Raw genomic sequence first — 19,856 nt, forward strand, 5'->3', positions numbered from 1 at the left:
CATGACGGCCTCGGTGAACTCGCTCGATCTGGCGGCGATTCGCGCCGATTTCCCCATCCTCAAGCGCATCATGCGGGGTGGAAACCCGTTGGCGTATTTGGACTCCGGCGCCACCTCACAACGCCCGCTGCAGGTCCTCGACGCCGAGCGCGAGTTCCTGACCGCGTCCAACGGCGCGGTCCATCGTGGCGCGCACCAGCTGATGGAGGAGGCGACCGACGCCTACGAGCAGGGCCGCGCGGACATCGCGTTATTCGTCGGCGCCGACACGGACGAGCTGGTGTTCACCAAAAATGCCACCGAGGCGCTCAACCTGGTGTCATATGTGCTGGGGGACAGCCGTTTCGAGCGTGCCGTCGGCCCCGGCGACGTGATCGTCACCACCGAGCTGGAGCATCACGCCAACCTGATCCCGTGGCAGGAGCTGGCCCGGCGCACCGGGGCCACATTGCGCTGGTACGGGGTGACTGACGACGGGCGCATCGACCTGGACTCGCTGTATCTGGACGACCGTGTCAAAGTCGTTGCGTTCACCCATCATTCCAATGTGACCGGGGTGCTGACACCGGTGAGCGAGCTGGTCTCCCGCGCCCACCAGTCGGGTGCGCTGACCGTGCTGGACGCCTGCCAGTCGGTGCCGCACCAGCCGGTTGACCTGCACGAACTCGGCGTCGACTTCGCCGCGTTTTCCGGACATAAAATGCTGGGCCCCAACGGAATCGGTGTGCTGTACGGCCGCCGTGAGCTGCTAGCGCAGATGCCCCCATTTCTCACCGGCGGTTCGATGATCGAAACGGTGACCATGGAAGGCGCCACCTACGCGCCGGCGCCGCAACGGTTCGAGGCCGGTACCCCGATGACCTCCCAGGTGGTCGGGTTGGCCGCCGCGGCCCGCTATCTCGGCGCGATCGGCATGGCCGCGGTGGAGGCCCACGAGCGGGAGCTGGTAGCCGCGGCCATCGAAGGCCTGTCCGGCATCGACGGTGTGCGGATCCTTGGCCCGATGTCGATGCGGGACCGAGGGTCGCCGGTGGCGTTCGTCGTCGAGGGCGTGCACGCGCACGACGTGGGTCAGGTACTCGACGACGGCGGCGTGGCGGTGCGGGTCGGGCACCACTGCGCGCTGCCGCTGCACCGCAGGTTCGGTCTGGCCGCCACCGCGCGGGCGTCGTTCGCGGTGTACAACACCGCAGACGAGGTGGACCGCTTGGTGGCCGGCGTGCGGCGATCCCGGCATTTCTTTGGAAGAGCGTGACGTTGCGTCTGGAGCAGATCTATCAGGACGTGATCCTCGATCACTACAAGCATCCGCAGCATCGGGGGCTGCGGGAGCCGTTCGGCGCCCAGGTGTATCACGTGAACCCGATCTGCGGCGACGAGGTCACGCTGCGGGTCGCGTTGTCCGAGGACGGCACCAGGGTCACCGACGTTTCCTATGACGGACAAGGCTGTTCGATCAGCCAGGCCGCGACCTCGGTGCTCACCGAACAGGTAATCGGACAACGCGTGCCGCGGGCGCTGAACATCGTCGACGCCTTCACCGAAATGGTGTCCTCCCGCGGGACCGTGCCAGGCGACGAGGACGTCTTAGGCGATGGGGTCGCGTTCGCCGGGGTGGCCAAATACCCGGCCCGGGTGAAATGCGCGCTGCTCGGATGGATGGCGTTCAAAGATGCGCTGGCCCAAGCCAGCGAAGCCTTCGAGGAGGTTACAGATGAGCGAAACCAGCGCACCGGCTGAGGAATTGCTCGCCGACGTCGAGGAGGCGATGCGCGACGTCGTCGACCCGGAGCTGGGGATCAACGTCGTTGACCTGGGCCTGGTCTACGGCTTGGACGTGCAAGACGGTGACGAAGGGACCGTCGCGCTGATCGACATGACCCTCACGTCGGCGGCGTGCCCGCTGACCGATGTCATCGAGGATCAGTCGCGCAGCGCGCTGGTCGGCAGTGGCCTGGTCGACGACATCCGCATCAACTGGGTGTGGAACCCGCCGTGGGGCCCGGACAAGATCACCGAAGACGGCCGCGAACAATTGCGGGCGCTCGGCTTCACCGTCTGAACCGGCGCGTCGCCGAACGTGAACTGAGGGCGGAGAATCCGGCAAAATACCGCCGTGAGTTCACGTTCGGCGGGCGGTGCGAGCGAAACCCGCCTCAGAAGGCGTCTTCGGGCACGCGCATGATGTCGTCGTCGATGTTTTCGATGACACTGCGCACCCCGGTCAGTTTCGGCAGCATGTTCTTCGCAAAGAACGCCGCGACCGCGATCTTGCCCCGATAGAACGCTTCATCGTTCTGCGATGGCCCGTCGGCCAGTGCGGCGTGTGCGACCCCGGCCAGCACGAGCAGCCGCCAGCCGATGAGCAAGTCGCCCACGGCGAGCAAATAGCGCACGGATCCGAGCCCCACCTTGTAGATGTCGCTGGAGTGCTGCGCGGCGGACATCAGGTACCCGGTCAGCGCGCCCGTCATTGCCGTGATGTCGTCGAGCGCGGTGCGCAGCAGCTCGGCTTGCGGTTTTAGCGACGGGTCAATGTTCTCGACGGTGTGGGTGACCTGAGCCAGCACAAATTGCAAAGCCTTGCCGTGATCGCGCACGATCTTGCGGAAGAAGAAGTCCAGTGCCTGGATCGCCGTGGTGCCCTCGTAGAGGGAATCGATCTTGGCGTCACGGATGTACTGCTCGAGGGGATAGTCGACCAGAAAGCCCGAGCCGCCCAGCGTCTGCAGCGACTCGGTGAGGATTTCGTAGGCGCGTTCTGAACCCACGCCCTTGACGATGGGCAGCAGCAGATCGTCCACGCGGTGCGCCATGTCGTGATCGGCACCCGAAACCCGTTGGGCCACAGCGTCGTCCTGGTGAGCAGCGGCATACAGGTACAGCGCCCGCAGGCCTTCGGCATAGGCCTTTTGGGTCATCAGGCTGCGCCGCACGTCGGGGTGGTGCATGATTGTGACCCGCGGCGCCGTCTTATCCGTCATCTGGGTCAGATCCGCGCCCTGCACCCGCTCCTTGGCGAAGGCGAGTGCGTTGAGATAGCCCGTCGACAATGTGCCGGCGGACTTAACTCCGATGGTCATGCGAGCATGCTCAATCACCGTGAACATCTGCGCAATCCCGTTGTGCACGCCGCCGACCAGATAGCCAACGGCGGGCACGTCGGCACCGCCGAACGTCAATTCGCATGTCGGAGAGGACTTTAAGCCCATCTTGTGTTCCAGGCCGGTCACGTAGACGCCGTTGCGGGCGCCGAGCTCGAACGTATCGGGGTCGAAGAGGTAGTTGGGAACGTAGAACAGGCTCAACCCCTTGGTGCCTGGGCCGGCGCCCTCAGGTCGGGCCAACACCAAATGGAAGATGTTCTCCGCGGTATTGCCGACATCCCCACCGGAGATGAACCGCTTGACGCCCTCGATGTGCCAGGTGCCGTCGGGTTGTTCGAACGCTTTGGTTCGACCCGCGCCGACATCGGAACCGGCGTCGGGCTCGGTGAGCACCATGGTGGCCTGCCAGCCGCGCTGCACGCCCTCGGCCGCCCACCTGCGTTGCTCATCATTGCCCTCGATGTAAAGGGACTGGGCCAGCACCGGGCCCAGGTTGAAAAAGCACGCCGACGGGTTGGCGCAGTAGATCATTTCGTTGACGGCCCATGCCAGCGGCGGCGGCGCTGGCATGCCACCGATCTCCTCGGCCAGGCCCAGCCGCCACCAGCCGGCCTCCTTGATTGCCTGCACTGTCTTGGCCAACTCGTCGGGCACGCTGATGGAGTGGGTGTTCGGGTCGAAGACCGGTGGGTTGCGGTCGGCGTAGCCGAAGGATTCGGCGATCGGACCCTCGGCCAGCCGCGCCGCTTCGGCCAAGATGGTGCGGACCGTGTCGACGTCCAGATCGCTGTAGCGTCCGGTGCCCAGGACCGCGCCGATATCAAGGACTTCGAGCAGGTTGAACTCGAGATCGCGGACATTGGCGATGTAGTGTCCCAATGCGGTTCCCTTCAGGTGGCTGATCGGCCCTGATCGGGCCCAGTCTCTCCGAGCGGGAAGAACGTACGCAACCGTAACCTGCGGTGGGAGGGCGGAACTGCGGCGACTATGTTCCGTTCGCGCCGGGCAGGCCGAGCAGCAGCCCGCCCCTGCCGCCGAGCCCGGGGGCGCCGGCCCCGCCGCCGTCGCCGCCGTCACCGCCGTTACCGATCAGCTGGGCGTTGCCACCGTTGCCGCCGTTGCCGCCCAACGCGCCGCCATCGCCGCCTTCCCCGCCGTTGCCGAACAACCCGGCCTGGCCGCCGGCCCCGCCGTGGGCGCTCGATGCCCCCCCGGCTCCGCTGCCGCCGGCGCCGCCGTTGCCATAGAAGAACCCGGCATCGCCGCCACGCCCAGCGCTACCCGCGGATAGGGCTGCCCCGCCGGCACCACCGTCGCCGAACAGGAAGGCCCTGCCGCCGGCGCCACCTCCGCCGAGGAAGCTGCTGGCGCCAGCACCGCCGTTGCCAAAAAACAGCCCGCCGTTGCCTCCAGAGCCACCGGCTCCCATGCCGTTGGGGCTGATGCCACCCGCGCCGCCGGCCCCGAAGAGCACGGCGGAGCCGCCGATGCCGCCGGCACCGCCGCCACCGCCGCTATTGCCGCCGGCCCCGCCGTTGCCGAACAGCCACCCGCTGGTGCCGCCGGCGCCGCCGTTGGCGCCCAGGGCGCCCACGCCGCCGTTGCCGCCGTGGCCCAGCAGTCCGGCGGCGCCGCCGTTGCCGCCGGGGCCGGCAGCGGGCGAGAAGCCGTTGCCGCCATTGCCGATCAGGAGTCCGCCGGCCTGGCCGTTGGGGTTCGCCGCGGTCCCATCGGCGCCGTTGCCGATCAGCGGACGGTTCAACAGCGCCAGGGTGGGCGCGTTGATGACGTCGAATAGCGGCTGCAAGGGGCCAAAGTTGGTGGCCTCCGCGGCGGCGTACGCCTGCGCGCCGCCGGACAGGGCTTGCACGAACTGGCTGTGAAACGCCGCGGCTTGGGCGCTGAGCACCTGATAGGTCTGGCCGTGCGCGCCGAACAACGCCGCGACCGCCGCCGACACCTCATCGGCGCCTGCGGCCGCGACAGCGGTCGTCTGGGCCGCCGCGGCCGAGTTGGCCGCGCTAATCATCGAACCGAGGCGCGCGAGATTCCCCGCCGCTCCCGACACGAACTCCGTATTCGCGACCACGAACGACATCTGGCACCTCCGCAATGAAGAGCTAGCGACCGACGTATCTTATCGCGATCCAGCGGCCGCTTCACCCGTTTCGGGGTAACGCACCCCGCCAGAATGGTTAATCCGTTAGTGGCCCCGCTTGCCTTGTGCCAGTGACCAATTCAATCGCATACCGCAATGCAATCGAGATTTTTGGTCGTTCCTGCGTCCCTACACTCGGTTCATCCTGACGAATTCGCACCCCTGTCGTGAGGCCGCCGGAATGACCTTGACCGCTTGTGAAGTAACTGCCGCGGAGGCTCCTTTCGACCGCGTTTCAAAGACCATTCCCCACCCATTGAGCTGGGGAGCCGCGCTGTGGTCGGTAGTCTCCGTGCGCTGGGCCACCGTGGCGCTGCTGCTGTTTCTCGCCGGACTAGTGGCGCAACTGAACGGTGCTCCCGAGGCCATGTGGTGGACGCTTTACCTGGCCTGTTATCTGGCCGGCGGCTGGGGCTCGGCATGGGCGGGCGCACAAGCGTTGCGGAACAAGGCACTTGATGTGGATCTGCTGATGATTGCCGCGGCGGTCGGAGCGGTCGCGATTGGGCAGATCTTCGACGGCGCGCTGCTGATCGTGATCTTCGCCACGTCCGGTGCGCTGGATGACATTGCCACCAGACACACCGCGGAATCGGTCAAAGGCCTGCTGGACCTCGCGCCGGATCAGGCGGTGGTGGTCCAGGGCGACGGCAGCGAACGGGTGGTGGCGGCCAGCGAGCTGGTGGTGGGGGACCGGGTGGTGGTGCGGCCGGGGGACCGGATACCCGCAGACGGTGCGGTGCTGTCGGGGGCTAGCGACGTCGACCAACGCTCGATCACCGGTGAATCGATGCCGGTGGCCAAGGCCCGCGGTGACGAGGTGTTCGCCGGCACCGTGAACGGATCGGGTGTATTGCATCTGGTGGTCACCCGTGACCCGAGCCAGACCGTGGTAGCCCGCATCGTCGAACTGGTCGCCGACGCTTCGGCGACGAAGGCCAAAACCCAACTGTTCATTGAGAAAATCGAGCAACGCTACTCCCTGGGCATGGTCGCGGCCACCCTTGCCCTCATCGTTATTCCGCTGATGTTCGGCGCCGACCTGCGGCCGGTGCTGCTGCGCGCCATGACCTTCATGATCGTGGCATCGCCATGCGCGGTGGTGCTGGCCACCATGCCGCCGCTGCTTTCGGCGATCGCCAACGCAGGCCGTCATGGGGTGCTGGTCAAATCCGCGGTGGTCGTCGAACGCCTGGCCGATACCAGCATCGTCGCTTTGGACAAGACCGGTACGCTGACCCGTGGCATCCCGCGACTGGCTTCCGTCGCACCGCTGGACCCCAACGTGGTCGATGCCCGGCGATTGTTGCAATTGGCAGCTGCCGCAGAACAATCCAGCGAGCACCCGCTTGGCCGGGCGATCGTCGCGGAAGCTCGTCGGCGTGGTATCGCCATACCGCCCGCCAAGGACTTCCGCGCGGTCCCGGGCTGCGGGGTCCACGCCCTGGTGGGCAACGATTTCGTCGAGATCGCCAGCCCGCAAAGCTACCGCGGTGCACCGCTAGCAGAGCTGGCGCCGCTCCTTTCTGCCGGCGCCACTGCCGCCATCGTCTTGTTGGATGGAGTTGCCATCGGTGTGCTCGGGCTCACCGATCAGCTTCGTCCGGATGCCGTGGAGTCCGTCGCGGCGATGGCTGCATTGACCGCCGCACCACCGGTGCTGCTCACGGGTGACAACGGGCGAGCGGCTTGGCGGGTCGCTCGGAACGCCGGGATCACCGATGTGCGAGCCGCATTGCTGCCCGAGCAGAAGTTTGAAGTCGTGCGCAACCTGCAGGCCGGTGGTCACCAGGTGCTGCTCGTCGGCGACGGCGTCAACGACGCTCCCGCCATGGCCGCCGCCCGCGCCGCTGTCGCCATGGGCGCCGGCGCCGATCTGACCCTACAGACCGCAGACGGGGTGACCATACGGGACGAACTGCACACCATCCCGACGATCATCGGGTTGGCACGGCAGGCGCGCCGGGTGGTCACCGTCAACCTGGCCATCGCGGCCACCTTCATCGCCGTCCTGGTGCTGTGGGACCTTTTTGGGCAGCTGCCGCTGCCACTGGGTGTGGTGGGTCACGAAGGGTCCACTGTGCTGGTGGCCCTCAACGGCATGCGGCTATTGACCAACCGGTCGTGGCGGGCCGCGGCTTCGGCTGCGCGTTAGGCTCGATGTCGCAGAACTGACCAGGGCTGCGTTAGGGGTGCCCGTGACCACTCGAGACCTCACGGCGGCGTATTTCCAACAGACCATCTCCGCCAACAGCAACGTGCTTGTGTACTTTTGGGCACCGCTGTGCGCCCCGTGCGACCTGTTCACACCGACCTACGAGGCGTCGTCGCGGAAACACTTTGACGTCGTGCATGGCAAAGTCAACATCGAAACCGAGAAAGATCTGGCCTCGATCGCCGGGGTCAAGTTGTTGCCCACGCTGATGGCCTTCAAGAAAGGCAAGCTGGTCTTCAAACAAGCCGGCATCGCCAATCCCGCGATCATGGACAATCTGGTGCAACAACTCCGGGCATACACCTTCAAGTCCCCGGCCGGCGAAGGTATCGGCCCTGGAACAAAGACTTCATCCTGAGGCGTTGAGGCAGGCGTGACTACCCGAGACCTCACTGCCGCACAGTTCAACGAAACCATCCAAAGCAGCGACATGGTGCTCGTCGATTATTGGGCCTCCTGGTGCGGCCCGTGCCGCGCGTTCGCGCCGACCTTTGCCGAGTCGTCGGAAAAACACCCCGACGTGGTGCACGCCAAGGTCGACACCGAAGCCGAACGAGAGCTTGCAGCGGCCGCTCAGATCCGATCCATCCCCACGATCATGGCCTTCAAGAACGGCAAGTTGTTGTTCAACCAGGCCGGCGCGCTGCCGCCGGCAGCATTGGAGAGCCTGGTGCAGCAGCTCAAGGCCTACGAGGTGGAGGCCGGCGAAGCCACCACCCAGAACGGGCGAGCCCAACAAGCCTGACCGGGCGCCAGGCGCCCGGCTGTGCCCCACCGCTGCGCGGCGCAAGTCGTCGCCGGGTACCGTTCAACGGTGAGTTTGGTCCTCGTCGAACACCCGCGGCCCGAGATCGCGCAGATTACCCTCAACCGGCCGGAGCGGATGAACTCCATGGCATTCGATGCCATGGTGCCGCTCAAAGAGGCCTTAGCGCAGGTCAGCTACGACAACTCGGTGCGGGTGGTGGTGCTGACCGGCGCGGGTCGAGGGTTTTCTTCGGGTGCGGATCACAAGTCGGCGGGGGTGGTGCCGCACGTCGAGAACTTGACTCGGCCCACCTACGCGCTGCGTTCGATGGAGCTCCTCGATGACGTCATCTTAATGCTGCGACGGCTGCACCAGCCGGTGATCGCCGCGGTCAACGGCCCCGCCATCGGTGGTGGGCTGTGCCTGGCACTGGCTGCAGACATTCGGGTGGCCTCGAGTAGCGCCTACTTCCGGGCCGCCGGTATCAACAACGGGCTGACCGCCAGCGAATTGGGGCTGAGCTACCTGTTGCCCAGGGCCATTGGATCCTCACGTGCGTTCGAGATCATGTTGACCGGTCGCGACGTCAGCGCCGAGGAAGCCGAGAGGATCGGGCTGGTATCCCGTCAGGTACCCGATGAACAGCTGCTAGATGCCTGCTACGCGATCGCCGCACGGATGGCGGGATTCTCGCGGCCGGGAATTGAGTTGACCAAACGTACGCTGTGGAGTGGACTGGACGCCGCCAGTCTGGAGGCGCACATGCAGGCCGAGGGCTTGGGGCAGCTCTTCGTCCGGCTGCTCACCGCCAACTTCGAAGAAGCGGTTGCCGCACGGGCCGAGCAGCGGGCGCCGGTGTTCACCGATGACACGTAACAGCGCCCAAGACAACCGACGACCAGGGAGCGAATGTGATCACAGCTACGGACCTCGAGGTCCGCGCTGGCGCGCGCATCCTGCTCGCACCCGACGGCCCCGACCTGCGTGTGCAGCCCGGCGATCGTATCGGGCTGGTCGGACGTAACGGTGCCGGCAAGACCACCACGCTGCGCATTCTGGCGGGGGAGGTCGAACCCTATGCCGGGTCGGTTACCCGTGCCGGCGAAATCGGCTACCTGCCACAGGATCCCAAAGTTGGCGATCTCGACGTGCTGGCCCGTGACCGGGTGCTGTCCGCCCGCGGACTGGACGTCCTGCTCACTGATCTGGAGAAGCAGCAGGCGTTGATGGCCGAGGTCGCCGACGAGGACGAGCGTGACCGCGCCATCCGCCGTTACGGTCAGCTCGAGGAGCGATTCGTCGCGCTGGGCGGCTATGGCGCCGAAAGCGAAGCCGGCCGCATCTGCGCCAGCCTAGGCTTGCCCGAGCGGGTGCTGACCCAGCGGCTGCGTACCCTTTCCGGAGGTCAGCGCCGCCGGGTGGAACTAGCCCGCATTTTGTTCGCCGCGTCCGAGAGTGGCGCTGGAAATTCCACCACCTTGTTGCTCGACGAGCCGACTAACCACCTCGACGCTGATTCGCTGGGCTGGCTGCGGGACTTCCTGCGCTTGCATACGGGCGGGCTGGTGGTCATCAGCCACAACGTGGACCTGGTGGCCGATGTCGTCAATAAAGTGTGGTTCCTGGATGCCGTGCGCGGCCAGGTCGATGTTTACAACATGGGCTGGCAGCGCTACGTCGACGCTCGGGCCACCGACGAGCAACGTCGCATCCGGGAACGCGCTAACGCCGAACGCAAGGCGGCCGCGCTGCGTGCACAGGCCGCCAAGTTGGGCGCCAAGGCCACCAAAGCCGTTGCGGCCCAGAACATGTTGCGCCGCGCCGATCGGATGATGGCCGCACTCGACGAGGAGCGAGTCGCCGACAAGGTGGCCCGGATCAAGTTCCCCACCCCGGCGGCGTGTGGACGCACACCGCTGGTGGCCAACGGTCTGGGCAAGACGTATGGCTCGCTGGAAGTCTTCACCGGTGTCGACTTGGCCATCGACCGCGGCTCGCGGGTGGTCATACTCGGACTCAACGGTGCCGGCAAGACCACGCTGCTGCGATTGCTGGCCGGTGTCGAGCAGCCCGACACCGGAGTGCTGGAACCCGGATACGGTTTACGGATCGGCTATTTCGCGCAGGAGCACGACACGCTCGACAACGATGCCACCGTTTGGGAGAACGTCCGGCACGCGGCACCGGATGCCGGCGAACAGGACCTGCGCGGCCTGCTGGGTGCGTTCATGTTCACCGGTCCGCAGCTCGAGCAGCCGGCCGGCACGCTCTCCGGCGGTGAGAAGACCCGGCTCGCGCTGGCCGGCTTGGTGGCCTCCACCGCGAATGTGCTGCTGCTCGATGAACCGACCAACAATCTCGATCCGGCCTCGCGCGAGCAGGTGCTCGACGCGCTGCGCAGCTACCGAGGTGCGGTGGTGCTGGTGACGCATGATCCCGGGGCGGCCGCGGCGCTCGGTCCCCAACGGGTGGTGCTGTTGCCCGACGGCACCGAGGACTACTGGTCCGACGAGTATCGAGATCTCATCGAGCTGGCCTGACCTAGATGCGGCTGCCGCGTAACGATTTCGGCCAAAGCACCACCGGGGCGGCGGCGGGTTCTTAGGCTAGGTGCCTGGGATCGACGGAGGGTACCGATGCGGAAGTCAAAGAAGACGCGCGATCAGCTGCTGCGCGAGTTGCGCAACGCCTACGAGGGCGGGGCCAGTATCCGCAACCTGGCGGCCACCACCGGCCGGTCGTACGGATCTATTCACAGCATGCTGCGCGAGTCAGGCACCACGATGCGCGGCCGCGGCGGCCCCAATCGCCGTTCCCGGCCGCGTTGATCCGCCGATTGTGAATCTGACGACGCGACAGCGGCGTGTCGCGTCGTCAGATTCACAGTCAGCGCATGTCAAGACCGACGCACCGAGTTCTCCACCAGGTCGAGGACGGCGGCTAGCCGCTGCGGGTCTTCGCCGGAGGCCAGCCGGGCCAGCAATCCGTCGAGCACCAGGTCCAGGTAGCACCGCAAAACGTCGCTAGGCACATCGTCACGCACTCGGTTAGCCTGCTTTTGCCGGCGCAGCCGATCGGTGGTCGCCGCCGCCAATTCCGCGGAGCGCTCCGCCCAGCCGCGGCTGAAGTCAGGGTCGTTGCGCAGCTTGCGTGCGATCTCCAACCTGGTGGCCAGCCAGTCGAACTGGTCGGGCGCGGCAAGCATGTCGCGCATCACACCGATGAGGCCTTCGCGGGATGCTACAGCCGCCATTCGCTCGGTATCCTCGCGCGCCAGCGCGAAAAACAGCGCGTCCTTGTCGCGGAAGTGGTGAAAGATCGCACCGCGCGACATCCCGATTGCCTGTTCCAGGCGCCGGACCGTGGCCTTGTCATAGCCGTATTCGGCAAAGCAACGGCGCGCACCGTCGAGGATCTGACGGCGGCGAGCCGCCAGATGGTCCTCGCTGACCTTGGGCACGGGCGCTCGGTCAGCCTGACTTCAGTATGTTGCGCAGCACGTACTGCAGGATGCCGCCGTTGCGGTAGTAGTCCGCCTCACCGGGGGTGTCGATGCGCACCACGGCGTCGAACTCGATCGTGGCGCCGTCGCCCTTGGTGGCCTGGACGCACACCGTCTTGGGTGTCTTGCCGTCGTTAAGCACGTCGATACCGGTGATGTCGAAGACCTCGGTACCGTCGAGTCCCAACGACGACGCTGACTTTCCTTCGGGGAACTGCAGCGGGATCACGCCCATGCCGATCAGGTTGGACCGGTGGATCCGCTCGAATGACTCGGCGATCACCGCCCGCACGCCCAGTAGCAATGTGCCTTTGGCCGCCCAGTCCCGTGACGAACCCGACCCGTACTCTTTGCCGCCGAACACAACCAGCGGAATGTGTTGCGCCGCATAGTTCTGCGCGGCGTCGTAGATGAACGCCTGCGGACCGCCCGGCTGGGTGAAGTCGCGGGTATAACCGCCGGACACGTCGTCTAGCAGTTGGTTACGCAGCCGGATGTTGGCGAAGGTGCCACGAATCATCACCTCGTGGTTGCCGCGGCGAGAACCGAAGGAGTTGTAGTCCTTGCGGTCGACACCGTGTTCGTCGAGGTAGCGCGCCGCGGGAGTTCCGGGCTTGATGGCGCCGGCGGGGGAGATGTGGTCGGTGGTCACCGAATCACCGAGCAGCGCCAGCACCCGGGCACCGCTGATGTTGCCGACCGGTTCGGGTTTGGCTGTCATCCCCTCGAAATACGGCGGCTTGCGCACGTAGGTCGAATTCGGGTCCCACTCAAAGGTGTTGCCGCTCGGGGTTGGCAGGTTGCGCCAGCGGTCGTCGCCCTTGAACACGTCGGCGTAGTTGCGGGTGAACATCTCCTGGTTGATCGCCGCGGCGATGGTGTCGGAGACATCCTGCTGCGATGGCCAGATATCGCGGAGAAAAACGTTCTTACCGTCTTTGTCTTGACCGAGCGGCTGGGTTTGGAAGTCGAAGTCCATGGTCCCGGCCAGCGCGTAGGCGATGACCAGCGGCGGCGATGCCAGGTAGTTCATCTTCACGTCTGGGTTGATACGGCCCTCGAAGTTCCGGTTGCCGGACAGTACCGCGGTCACCGAAAGGTCGTTGTCGTTAACCGCTTTTGAGATTTCCTCGGGCAGCGGCCCGGAGTTGCCGATGCAGGTGGTGCAGCCGTAGCCGACCAGATAGAAGCCGAGCTTCTCCAGATACGGCCACAGGCCGGATCTGTCGTAGTAGTCGTTGACCACTTGCGAGCCCGGGGCAATCGTGGTCTTCACCCACGGCTTCGAGGTCAGTCCCTTTTCGACGGCGTTGCGGGCCAGCAGCGCCGCGCCCAGCATTACTTCGGGGTTGGAGGTGTTGGTGCAGGACGTGATCGCGGCAATCACCACCGCGCCGTGGTCGAGCACGAATTCGCCGAGTTCGTCCGACTTCACCCGCACTGGGTTGCTCACCCGGCCATCGGCATGCGCGGCAGCCGAGTGCACGGTTTCGTCAGTGGCGACGTCGTCGTTGGCGAACGTCAGCTGCCCCGGGTCGCTGGCCGGGAATGTCTCCTCGACTACCTCGTCCAGCTTCGAGTGCGGGTCGTGGGGGGAATCCGGGGAACCATTGCCGACATAGTGGTAAATCTGCTCGCGGAATGTTGATTTGGCTTGCGCCAACGCGATTCGGTCCTGTGGACGCTTTGGTCCGGCGATCGACGGCACCACGTCGGATAGGTTGAGTTCGAGGTATTCCGAGAACTCCGGCTCGTGCTTGGGATCGTGCCACATGCCCTGCGCCTTGGCGTAGGCCTCGACCAGTGCGACCTGCTCCGGCGTGCGACCGGTAAACCGCAGATACTTGATGGTTTCTTCGTCGATCGGGAAAATCGCTGCGGTGGAACCGAATTCGGGACTCATGTTGCCCAGGGTGGCGCGGTTGGCCAGCGGCACCTCGGCCACGCCCTCGCCGTAGAACTCGACGAATTTGCCGACGACGCCGTGCTGGCGCAGCATCTCGGTGACGGTCAACACCACGTCGGTGGCGGTGACTCCCGGCTGGATCTCGCCGGTCAACCTGAAACCCACGACCCGCGGGATCAGCATCGATACCGGCTGACCCAGCATCGCGGCCTCCGCCTCGATGCCGCCGACACCCCACCCGAGCACACCCAGGCCGTTGACCATGGTGGTGTGTGAGTCGGTGCCCACGCAGGTGTCGGGGTAGGCCACTCCGTCGCGAGTCATCACCACGCTGGCCAGGTACTCGATATTGACCTGGTGCACGATGCCGGTGCCCGGCGGCACCACTTTGAAGTCGTCGAAAGCGCCTTGGCCCCAGCGCAGGAATTGGTAACGCTCACCGTTGCGCTGGTATTCGATTTCGACGTTGCGCTCGAATGCGTCGGCGCGGCCGAACAAATCGGCGATCACCGAGTGGTCGATCACCAAGTCTGCGGGCGCCAGCGGGTTGACCTTGTCCGGGTTGCCGCCCAGATCGGCGATCGCCTCGCGCATGGTGGCCAAGTCGACGATGCACGGTACGCCGGTGAAGTCCTGCATCACCACTCGGGCGGGCGTGTACTGGATCTCGATGCTGGGCTCGGCCTTAGGGTCCCAGTTGGCGATGGCCTCGATGTGGTCCTTGGTGATGTTGCTGCCGTCCTCGTTGCGCAACAGGTTCTCGGCGAGCACTTTGAGGCTGTAGGGGAGTTTCGCGGTATTGGGGACGGCGTCGAGACGATAGATCTGGTAACTCTTTTCGCCGACCTTCAGGGTGTCGTGGGCTCCGAATGAGTTCACAGATTTGCTAGTCACATCAACTCCCAGGGATTTGGTTCGCCCGCCGACGGGCCGTGTCGACGGCGTGGTGTCAGCCTAGCAGTACGCTTGTCCTGCTTTGTTGCCGTGTGGGTGCGCGCCGAAGTGCGAGCAGCGCGTAACGTGCCAGTAGCACGTCGGCAGGAAGGATGCGATGACCGGGCCATATTTTCCTCAGACGATCCCGTTCCTGCCCAGCTACATTCCGCAAGACGTCGACATGACCGCGGTCAAAGCGGAGGTCGCCGCACTCGGTGTCAGCGCTCCACCGGCGGCCACGCCGGGCCTGCTCGAGGTGGTCCAGCACGCTCGCGACGAGGGCATCGATCTCAAGATCGTGCTGCTCGACCACAACCCGCCCAATGACACACCGCTGCGTGACATCGCGACCGTTGTCGGGGCCGACTACTCGGATGCCACCGTCTTGGTGCTCAGCCCGAACTATGTCGGCAGTTACAGCACGCAATACCCCCGGGTCACGCTCGAGGCCGGGGAAGACCATTCCAAGACCGGCAATCCGGTGCAGTCCGCGCAGAACTTTGTCCATGAGCTGAGCACACCCGAGTTTCCCTGGAGCGCGCTGACCATTGTTTTGCTGATCGGTGTGCTGGCAGCGGCTGTGGGTGCTCGGTTGATGCAACTGCGCGGGAGGAGGTCAGCAACGTCGACTGACGCCGCCCCAGGGGCGGGGGACGATCTCAATCAAGGCGTCTAGCCAGCCACATCTATCTCTTCTCGTGTTGCCGCGCTAACCGGGCGGTTGTTTGCGGCAAACGCGCGAGGTCACCGTTGGGTCACATTAGTCGCACGTACCGGGGGCAGTTTGTGACTTACGTTTCCATAGCGTCAGATGTGACGTACGGTGCAAATGATGCTTGTGGTGTCGTTGGCGTTGACCTGCGCTGTCCCTCCGAGTTGAGCCCTAGGAGATCTGAGTCGAATGAGACGGAATCGCCGTGGCTCGCCAGCGCGACCGGCCGCACGGTTTGTCCGTCCGGCAATTCCGTCGGCTTTGAGTGTGGCCCTGCTGGTATGCACACCGGGGCTGGCTACCGCCGATCCACAGACGGACACCATCGCCGCGCTGATTGCCGACGTCGCCAAGGCCAACCAGCGCCTGCAAGACCTGAGCGACGAGGTTCAGGCCGAACAGGAAAGCGTTAACAAGGCGATGGTCGACGTGGAAACCGCTCGGGACAACGCTGCCGCGGCCGAAGACGACCTGGAGGTCAGCCAGCGCGCGGTTAAGGACGCCAACGCGGCGATCGCCGCGGCTCAGCACCGGTTCGACACCTTCGCGGCGGCCACCTACATGAACGGTCCCTCGGTCAGCTACCTCAGCGCGAGCAGCCCCGACGAGATCATTGCCACTGTGACCGCCGCCAAGACCCTTAGCGCCAGTTCCCAAGCGGTGATGGCCAACCTGCAGCGGGCCCGGACCGAGCGGGTGAACACGGAGTCGGCGGCGCGGCTAGCCAAGCAGAAGGCTGATAAGGCCGCCGCCGACGCAAAGGCCAGCCAGGATGCCGCGGTGGCGGCGCTCACCGAGACCCGGCGGAAGTTCGATGAACAGCGCGAGGAGGTCCAACGCCTGGCCGCCGAGCGCGATGCGGCTCAAGCCCGACTGCAGGCGGCCAGGTTGGTTGCCTGGTCCTCGGAGGGTGGTCAGGGTGCGCCGCCGTTCCGGATGTGGGATCCCGGATCGGGCCCTGCCGGTGGGCGTGCATGGGATGGCTTGTGGGACCCCACGCTGCCCATGATCCCCAGCGCCAACATCCCCGGCGACCCGATCGCGGTAGTGAACCAGGTGTTGGGGATCTCGGCAACGTCAGCGCAGGTCACCGCCAATATGGGGCGCAAGTTCCTGGAGCAGCTGGGCATCTTGCAGCCCACCGATACCGGCATCACCAACGCTCCGGCGGGCTCGGCCCAGGGCCGGATTCCGCGAGTTTATGGGCGCCAGGCTTCTGAATACGTGATCCGCCGCGGCATGTCACAGATCGGGGTGCCCTATTCCTGGGGCGGCGGCAATGCCGCGGGCCCGAGCAAGGGCATCGACTCCGGGGCCGGCACCGTCGGCTTCGACTGCTCAGGCCTGGTGTTGTACTCGTTTGCTGGGGTGGGCATCAAGCTGCCGCACTACTCGGGTTCGCAGTACAACCTGGGCCGCAAGATCCCGTCCTCGCAGATGCGCCGCGGCGACGTCATCTTCTACGGCCCGAACGGTAGCCAGCACGTGACGATCTACCTCGGCAACGGCCAGATGCTCGAGGCGCCCGACGTCGGTTTGAAGGTGCGGGTTGCGCCCGTGCGCACGGCTGGCATGACCCCGTATGTGGTCCGATACATCGAGTACTAGACGAGGATTCATGCGCCACACGCGTTTTCACCCGATCAAACTGGCCTGGATCACCGCGGTGGTTGCCGGCCTGATGGTCGGTGTGGCAACGCCCGCCGATGCCGAACCCGGACAATGGGATCCCACGCTGCCGGCATTGGTCAGTGCGGGGGCGCCCGGAGATCCGCTGGCGGTAGCCAACGCGTCGTTGCAGGCCACCGCCCAGGCCACCCAGACCACGCTGGATTTGGGCAGGCAGTTCCTCGGTGGGTTGGGAATCAACCTCGGCGGCCCTGCTGCCAGCGCTCCCAGCGCCGCCACAACCGGCGCGAGCCGGATTCCGCGGGCCAACGCCCGTCAGGCCGTCGAATATGTGATTCGCCGGGCCGGGTCGCAGATGGGGGTGCCCTATTCGTGGGGTGGTGGCTCGCTTCAGGGCCCCAGCAAGGGCGTGGACTCGGGGGCCAACACTGTCGGCTTCGACTGCTCAGGTCTGGTGCGGTATGCCTTCGCCGGGGTCGGCGTGCTGATCCCGCGGTTCTCCGGTGATCAGTACAACGCCGGTCGCCACGTTCCGCCCGCTGAGGCCAAGCGCGGCGACCTGATCTTTTACGGCCCAGGCGGCGGCCAGCACGTCACCCTGTATCTGGGCAACGGCCAAATGCTGGAGGCATCCGGAAGCGCCGGCAAAGTCACGGTGAGCCCGGTGCGAAAGGCCGGAATGACGCCGTTCGTGACTAGGATCATCGAATACTGAGCCAGGTGTGATTTGCCGGGCACCACCGCGGCGTCGACGGAATCCAGGAGGCCTGGAATAGTTGAACGCGGGCGCGTCGCTGCCCCGCGACGTTGGTCATGTCGGCAGTCGTGTCCGATTGAGCTGTGGAGGATTTTGATGACATCAGCAGGTGGGTTCCCCGCGGGCGCCGGCGGTTACCAGACCCCGGGTGGGCATTCAGCTTCGCCAGCCCACGAGGCGCCCCCCGGTGGTGCCGAGGGGCTGGCCGCCGAGGTGCACACGCTGGAGCGGGCCATCTTCGAGGTCAAGCGGATTATCGTCGGCCAGGACCAGCTGGTGGAGCGGATGCTCGTCGGCCTGCTGTCCAAGGGGCATGTGCTGCTTGAGGGCGTTCCCGGCGTGGCCAAGACGTTGGCGGTGGAGACCTTCGCTCGGGTGGTCGGCGGGACATTTTCGCGCATCCAGTTCACCCCGGATCTGGTGCCCACCGACATCATCGGGACGCGCATCTACCGGCAAGGCAGGGAGGAATTCGACACCGAACTCGGACCGGTGGTGGCCAACTTCCTGCTCGCCGACGAGATCAACCGGGCTCCGGCGAAGGTGCAGTCGGCGTTGCTGGAAGTCATGCAGGAGCGCCATGTGTCCATCGGCGGTAGGACCTTCCCGATGCCCAGCCCGTTCCTGGTGATGGCGACGCAGAACCCGATCGAGCACGAGGGCGTCTACCCGCTACCGGAGGCGCAACGGGACCGCTTCCTGTTCAAGATCAACGTGGGCTACCCGTCGCCCGAAGAAGAGCGCGAAATCATCTACCGTATGGGTGTTACCCCGCCGCAGGCCAAGCAGATCCTGAGCACGGGCGACCTGCTGCGGCTGCAGGAGATAGCGGCCAACAACTTCGTCCACCACGCGCTGGTCGACTATGTCGTTCGAGTCGTCTTCGCCACCCGCAAACCCGAGCAGTTGGGGATGAACGACGTGAAGAGCTGGGTCGCGTTCGGCGCATCCCCGCGTGCTTCGCTGGGCATCATCGCCGCCGCACGGTCCCTGGCGCTGGTCCGGGGCCGTGACTATGTCATCCCGCAAGACGTCATCGAGGTCATTCCTGATGTGCTGCGACACCGGCTCGTGCTCACCTATGACGCGCTCGCCGACGAAATCTCACCGGAGATCGTCATCAACCGTGTGCTGCAGACTGTGGCGCTGCCACAGGTGAATGCCGTTCCACAGCAAGGCCATTCGGTGCCGCCGGTGATGCAGGCCGCGGCCGCGGCGAGCGGCCGGTGACCGAATCCAAAGCGCCGGCGGTGGTGCATCCGCCGTCGATGCTGCGCGGGGACATCGACGACCCGAAGCTGGCGGCGGCGCTGCGCACCCTCGAGTTGACCGTCAAGCAGAAGCTCGACGGTGTCTTGCACGGCGATCACCTCGGCCTGATACCTGGGCCGGGTTCGGAGCCAGGGGAGTCGCGCCTCTACCAGCCCGGTGACGATGTCCGCCGGATGGACTGGGCGGTCACCGCTCGCACCACTCACCCGCATGTCCGGCAGATGATCGCCGACCGGGAACTGGAAACCTGGCTGGTGGTCGACATGTCGGCCAGCCTGGATTTTGGCACCGCCTGCTGCGAGAAACGTGACCTCGCGGTGGCGGCGGCGGCTGCCATCACCTTCCTCAACAGCGGCGGCGGCAACCGGCTCGGTGCGCTGATCGCCAACGGCGCCGCGATGACTCGGGTGCCGGCTCGCACCGGGCGCCAACATCAGCACACGATGTTGCGCACCATTGCGACCATGCCGCAGGCCCCTGCGGGGGTCCGCGGCGACCTGGCGGTTGCCATCGATGCGCTGCGCCGGCCCGAACGTCGTCGCGGGATGGCGGTGATCATCAGCGATTTTCTGGGCCCGATCAACTGGATGCGTCCGCTGCGGGCGATCGCAGCCCGCCATGAGGTGCTGGCCATCGAAGTGCTCGATCCGCGCGATGTCGAATTGCCGGACGTGGGTGATGTGGTGCTGCAGGACGCCGAATCCGGGGTTGTGCGCGAGTTCAGCATCGACCCTGCGCTGCGCGACGACTTCGCTAGGGCAGCTGCGGCGCACCGGGCCGACGTGGCGCGCACCATCCGCGGTTGCGGGGCACCCTTGCTATCGCTTCGCACCGACCGCGACTGGCTTGCCGATATCGTACGATTCGTCGCCTCTCGCCGGCGTGGGGCATTGGCGGGACACCAGTGATGGGTC

Annotated in this window: 18 protein-coding genes; 14 read left to right on the top strand and 4 right to left on the bottom strand. The window is 65.8% G+C overall.

Annotated elements, in window-relative coordinates; genetic code table 11:
• Position 1 precedes the first annotated feature (1 nt).
• The 3 genes from FF952_RS07780 to FF952_RS07790 are packed head-to-tail and all read left to right on the top strand — an operon-like array spanning position 2 to position 2,062.
• A complete protein-coding gene (locus tag FF952_RS07780) occupies positions 2 to 1,255 on the top strand; it encodes a cysteine desulfurase (protein WP_031680782.1) in 1,254 nt (417 codons plus the stop codon).
• Positions 1,252 to 1,740, top strand: coding sequence for a Fe-S cluster assembly sulfur transfer protein SufU (gene sufU, locus FF952_RS07785; protein WP_003407491.1), 489 nt, complete (start codon positions 1,252 to 1,254; stop codon positions 1,738 to 1,740). Before FF952_RS07780 ends, sufU begins: the two co-directional genes overlap by 4 nt.
• Positions 1,715 to 2,062, top strand: a complete 348-nt coding sequence (locus FF952_RS07790; protein ID WP_003407492.1) for a metal-sulfur cluster assembly factor — start codon at positions 1,715 to 1,717, stop codon at positions 2,060 to 2,062. Before sufU ends, FF952_RS07790 begins: the two co-directional genes overlap by 26 nt.
• Before the next feature lie 94 nt (positions 2,063 to 2,156).
• Here FF952_RS07790 and FF952_RS07795 read toward each other — a convergent pair whose 3' ends face one another.
• The gene (locus FF952_RS07795; RefSeq protein ID WP_003900343.1) at positions 2,157 to 3,986 is read right to left on the bottom strand and encodes an acyl-CoA dehydrogenase; all 1,830 of its coding nucleotides are present in this window, start codon (positions 3,984 to 3,986) and stop codon (positions 2,157 to 2,159) included.
• A gap of 106 nt (positions 3,987 to 4,092) precedes the next feature.
• Positions 4,093 to 5,205 carry a PE-PGRS family ubiquitin-binding protein gene (locus tag FF952_RS07800; protein WP_003904630.1) on the bottom strand — a complete coding sequence of 371 codons (1,113 nt, stop codon included), beginning with the start codon at positions 5,203 to 5,205 and terminating at the stop codon, positions 4,093 to 4,095.
• A 241-nt stretch (positions 5,206 to 5,446) separates the two neighbouring features.
• Between FF952_RS07800 and ctpD the strand changes: the two genes are divergently transcribed.
• From ctpD to FF952_RS07830, 6 genes are all read left to right on the top strand, one after another.
• Positions 5,447 to 7,420 carry a cobalt-translocating P-type ATPase CtpD gene (ctpD, locus tag FF952_RS07805; protein ID WP_003904631.1) on the top strand — a complete coding sequence of 658 codons (1,974 nt, stop codon included), beginning with the start codon at positions 5,447 to 5,449 and terminating at the stop codon, positions 7,418 to 7,420.
• Between the two features lie 43 nt (positions 7,421 to 7,463).
• Positions 7,464 to 7,838 carry a thioredoxin family protein gene (locus FF952_RS07810; protein ID WP_003900345.1) on the top strand — a complete coding sequence of 125 codons (375 nt, stop codon included), beginning with the start codon at positions 7,464 to 7,466 and terminating at the stop codon, positions 7,836 to 7,838.
• A gap of 15 nt (positions 7,839 to 7,853) precedes the next feature.
• A complete protein-coding gene (trxA, locus tag FF952_RS07815) occupies positions 7,854 to 8,225 on the top strand; it encodes a thioredoxin (RefSeq protein WP_003407501.1) in 372 nt (123 codons plus the stop codon).
• 21 nt (positions 8,226 to 8,246) lie between these two features.
• Entirely contained in the window at positions 8,247 to 9,104 is an 858-nt protein-coding gene (locus tag FF952_RS07820) for an enoyl-CoA hydratase (RefSeq protein ID WP_003903471.1), read from the top strand.
• Positions 9,105 to 9,139: 35 nt separating this feature from the next.
• Complete coding sequence (locus FF952_RS07825; RefSeq protein WP_003407507.1) at positions 9,140 to 10,768, top strand: macrolide ABC transporter ATP-binding protein; 1,629 nt, start codon at positions 9,140 to 9,142, stop codon at positions 10,766 to 10,768.
• Positions 10,769 to 10,864: 96 nt separating this feature from the next.
• Positions 10,865 to 11,056: a helix-turn-helix domain-containing protein gene (locus FF952_RS07830; protein ID WP_003407511.1), complete on the top strand. Its 192-nt coding sequence runs from the start codon at positions 10,865 to 10,867 to the stop codon at positions 11,054 to 11,056.
• Positions 11,057 to 11,124: 68 nt separating this feature from the next.
• On the opposite strand, the gene FF952_RS07835 is transcribed toward FF952_RS07830, so the two are convergent.
• Both FF952_RS07835 and acn read right to left on the bottom strand, forming a co-directional pair.
• Positions 11,125 to 11,688, bottom strand: a complete 564-nt coding sequence (locus FF952_RS07835) for a TetR/AcrR family transcriptional regulator (protein WP_003407514.1) — start codon at positions 11,686 to 11,688, stop codon at positions 11,125 to 11,127.
• Between the two features lie 10 nt (positions 11,689 to 11,698).
• Positions 11,699 to 14,530, bottom strand: coding sequence for an iron-regulated aconitate hydratase Acn (gene acn, locus FF952_RS07840; RefSeq protein ID WP_003898889.1), 2,832 nt, complete (start codon positions 14,528 to 14,530; stop codon positions 11,699 to 11,701).
• Between the two features lie 157 nt (positions 14,531 to 14,687).
• Here acn and FF952_RS07845 point away from each other — a divergent pair, with 157 nt between their 5' ends.
• The 5 genes from FF952_RS07845 to FF952_RS07865 all read left to right on the top strand — a co-directional run bounded on the left by FF952_RS07845 (position 14,688) and on the right by FF952_RS07865 (position 19,850).
• Positions 14,688 to 15,248: an Rv1476 family membrane protein gene (locus tag FF952_RS07845; RefSeq protein ID WP_003407520.1), complete on the top strand. Its 561-nt coding sequence runs from the start codon at positions 14,688 to 14,690 to the stop codon at positions 15,246 to 15,248.
• A 225-nt stretch (positions 15,249 to 15,473) separates the two neighbouring features.
• Positions 15,474 to 16,892, top strand: a complete 1,419-nt coding sequence (ripA, locus tag FF952_RS07850; RefSeq protein ID WP_003407523.1) for an NlpC/P60 family peptidoglycan endopeptidase RipA — start codon at positions 15,474 to 15,476, stop codon at positions 16,890 to 16,892.
• 10 nt (positions 16,893 to 16,902) lie between these two features.
• Entirely contained in the window at positions 16,903 to 17,628 is a 726-nt protein-coding gene (gene ripB / locus FF952_RS07855) for an NlpC/P60 family peptidoglycan endopeptidase RipB (RefSeq protein ID WP_003407525.1), read from the top strand.
• 138 nt (positions 17,629 to 17,766) lie between these two features.
• Complete coding sequence (gene moxR1 / locus FF952_RS07860; RefSeq protein ID WP_003407527.1) at positions 17,767 to 18,900, top strand: chaperone MoxR1; 1,134 nt, start codon at positions 17,767 to 17,769, stop codon at positions 18,898 to 18,900.
• Positions 18,897 to 19,850: a DUF58 domain-containing protein gene (locus tag FF952_RS07865; protein WP_003407529.1), complete on the top strand. Its 954-nt coding sequence runs from the start codon at positions 18,897 to 18,899 to the stop codon at positions 19,848 to 19,850. The genes moxR1 and FF952_RS07865 overlap by 4 nt, the downstream gene beginning before the upstream one ends.
• The last annotated feature ends 6 nt before the right edge of the window (positions 19,851 to 19,856 follow it).

The organism is Mycobacterium tuberculosis complex sp. N0072, from assembly GCF_030323725.1.
Lineage (GTDB): Bacteria > Actinomycetota > Actinomycetes > Mycobacteriales > Mycobacteriaceae > Mycobacterium > Mycobacterium tuberculosis.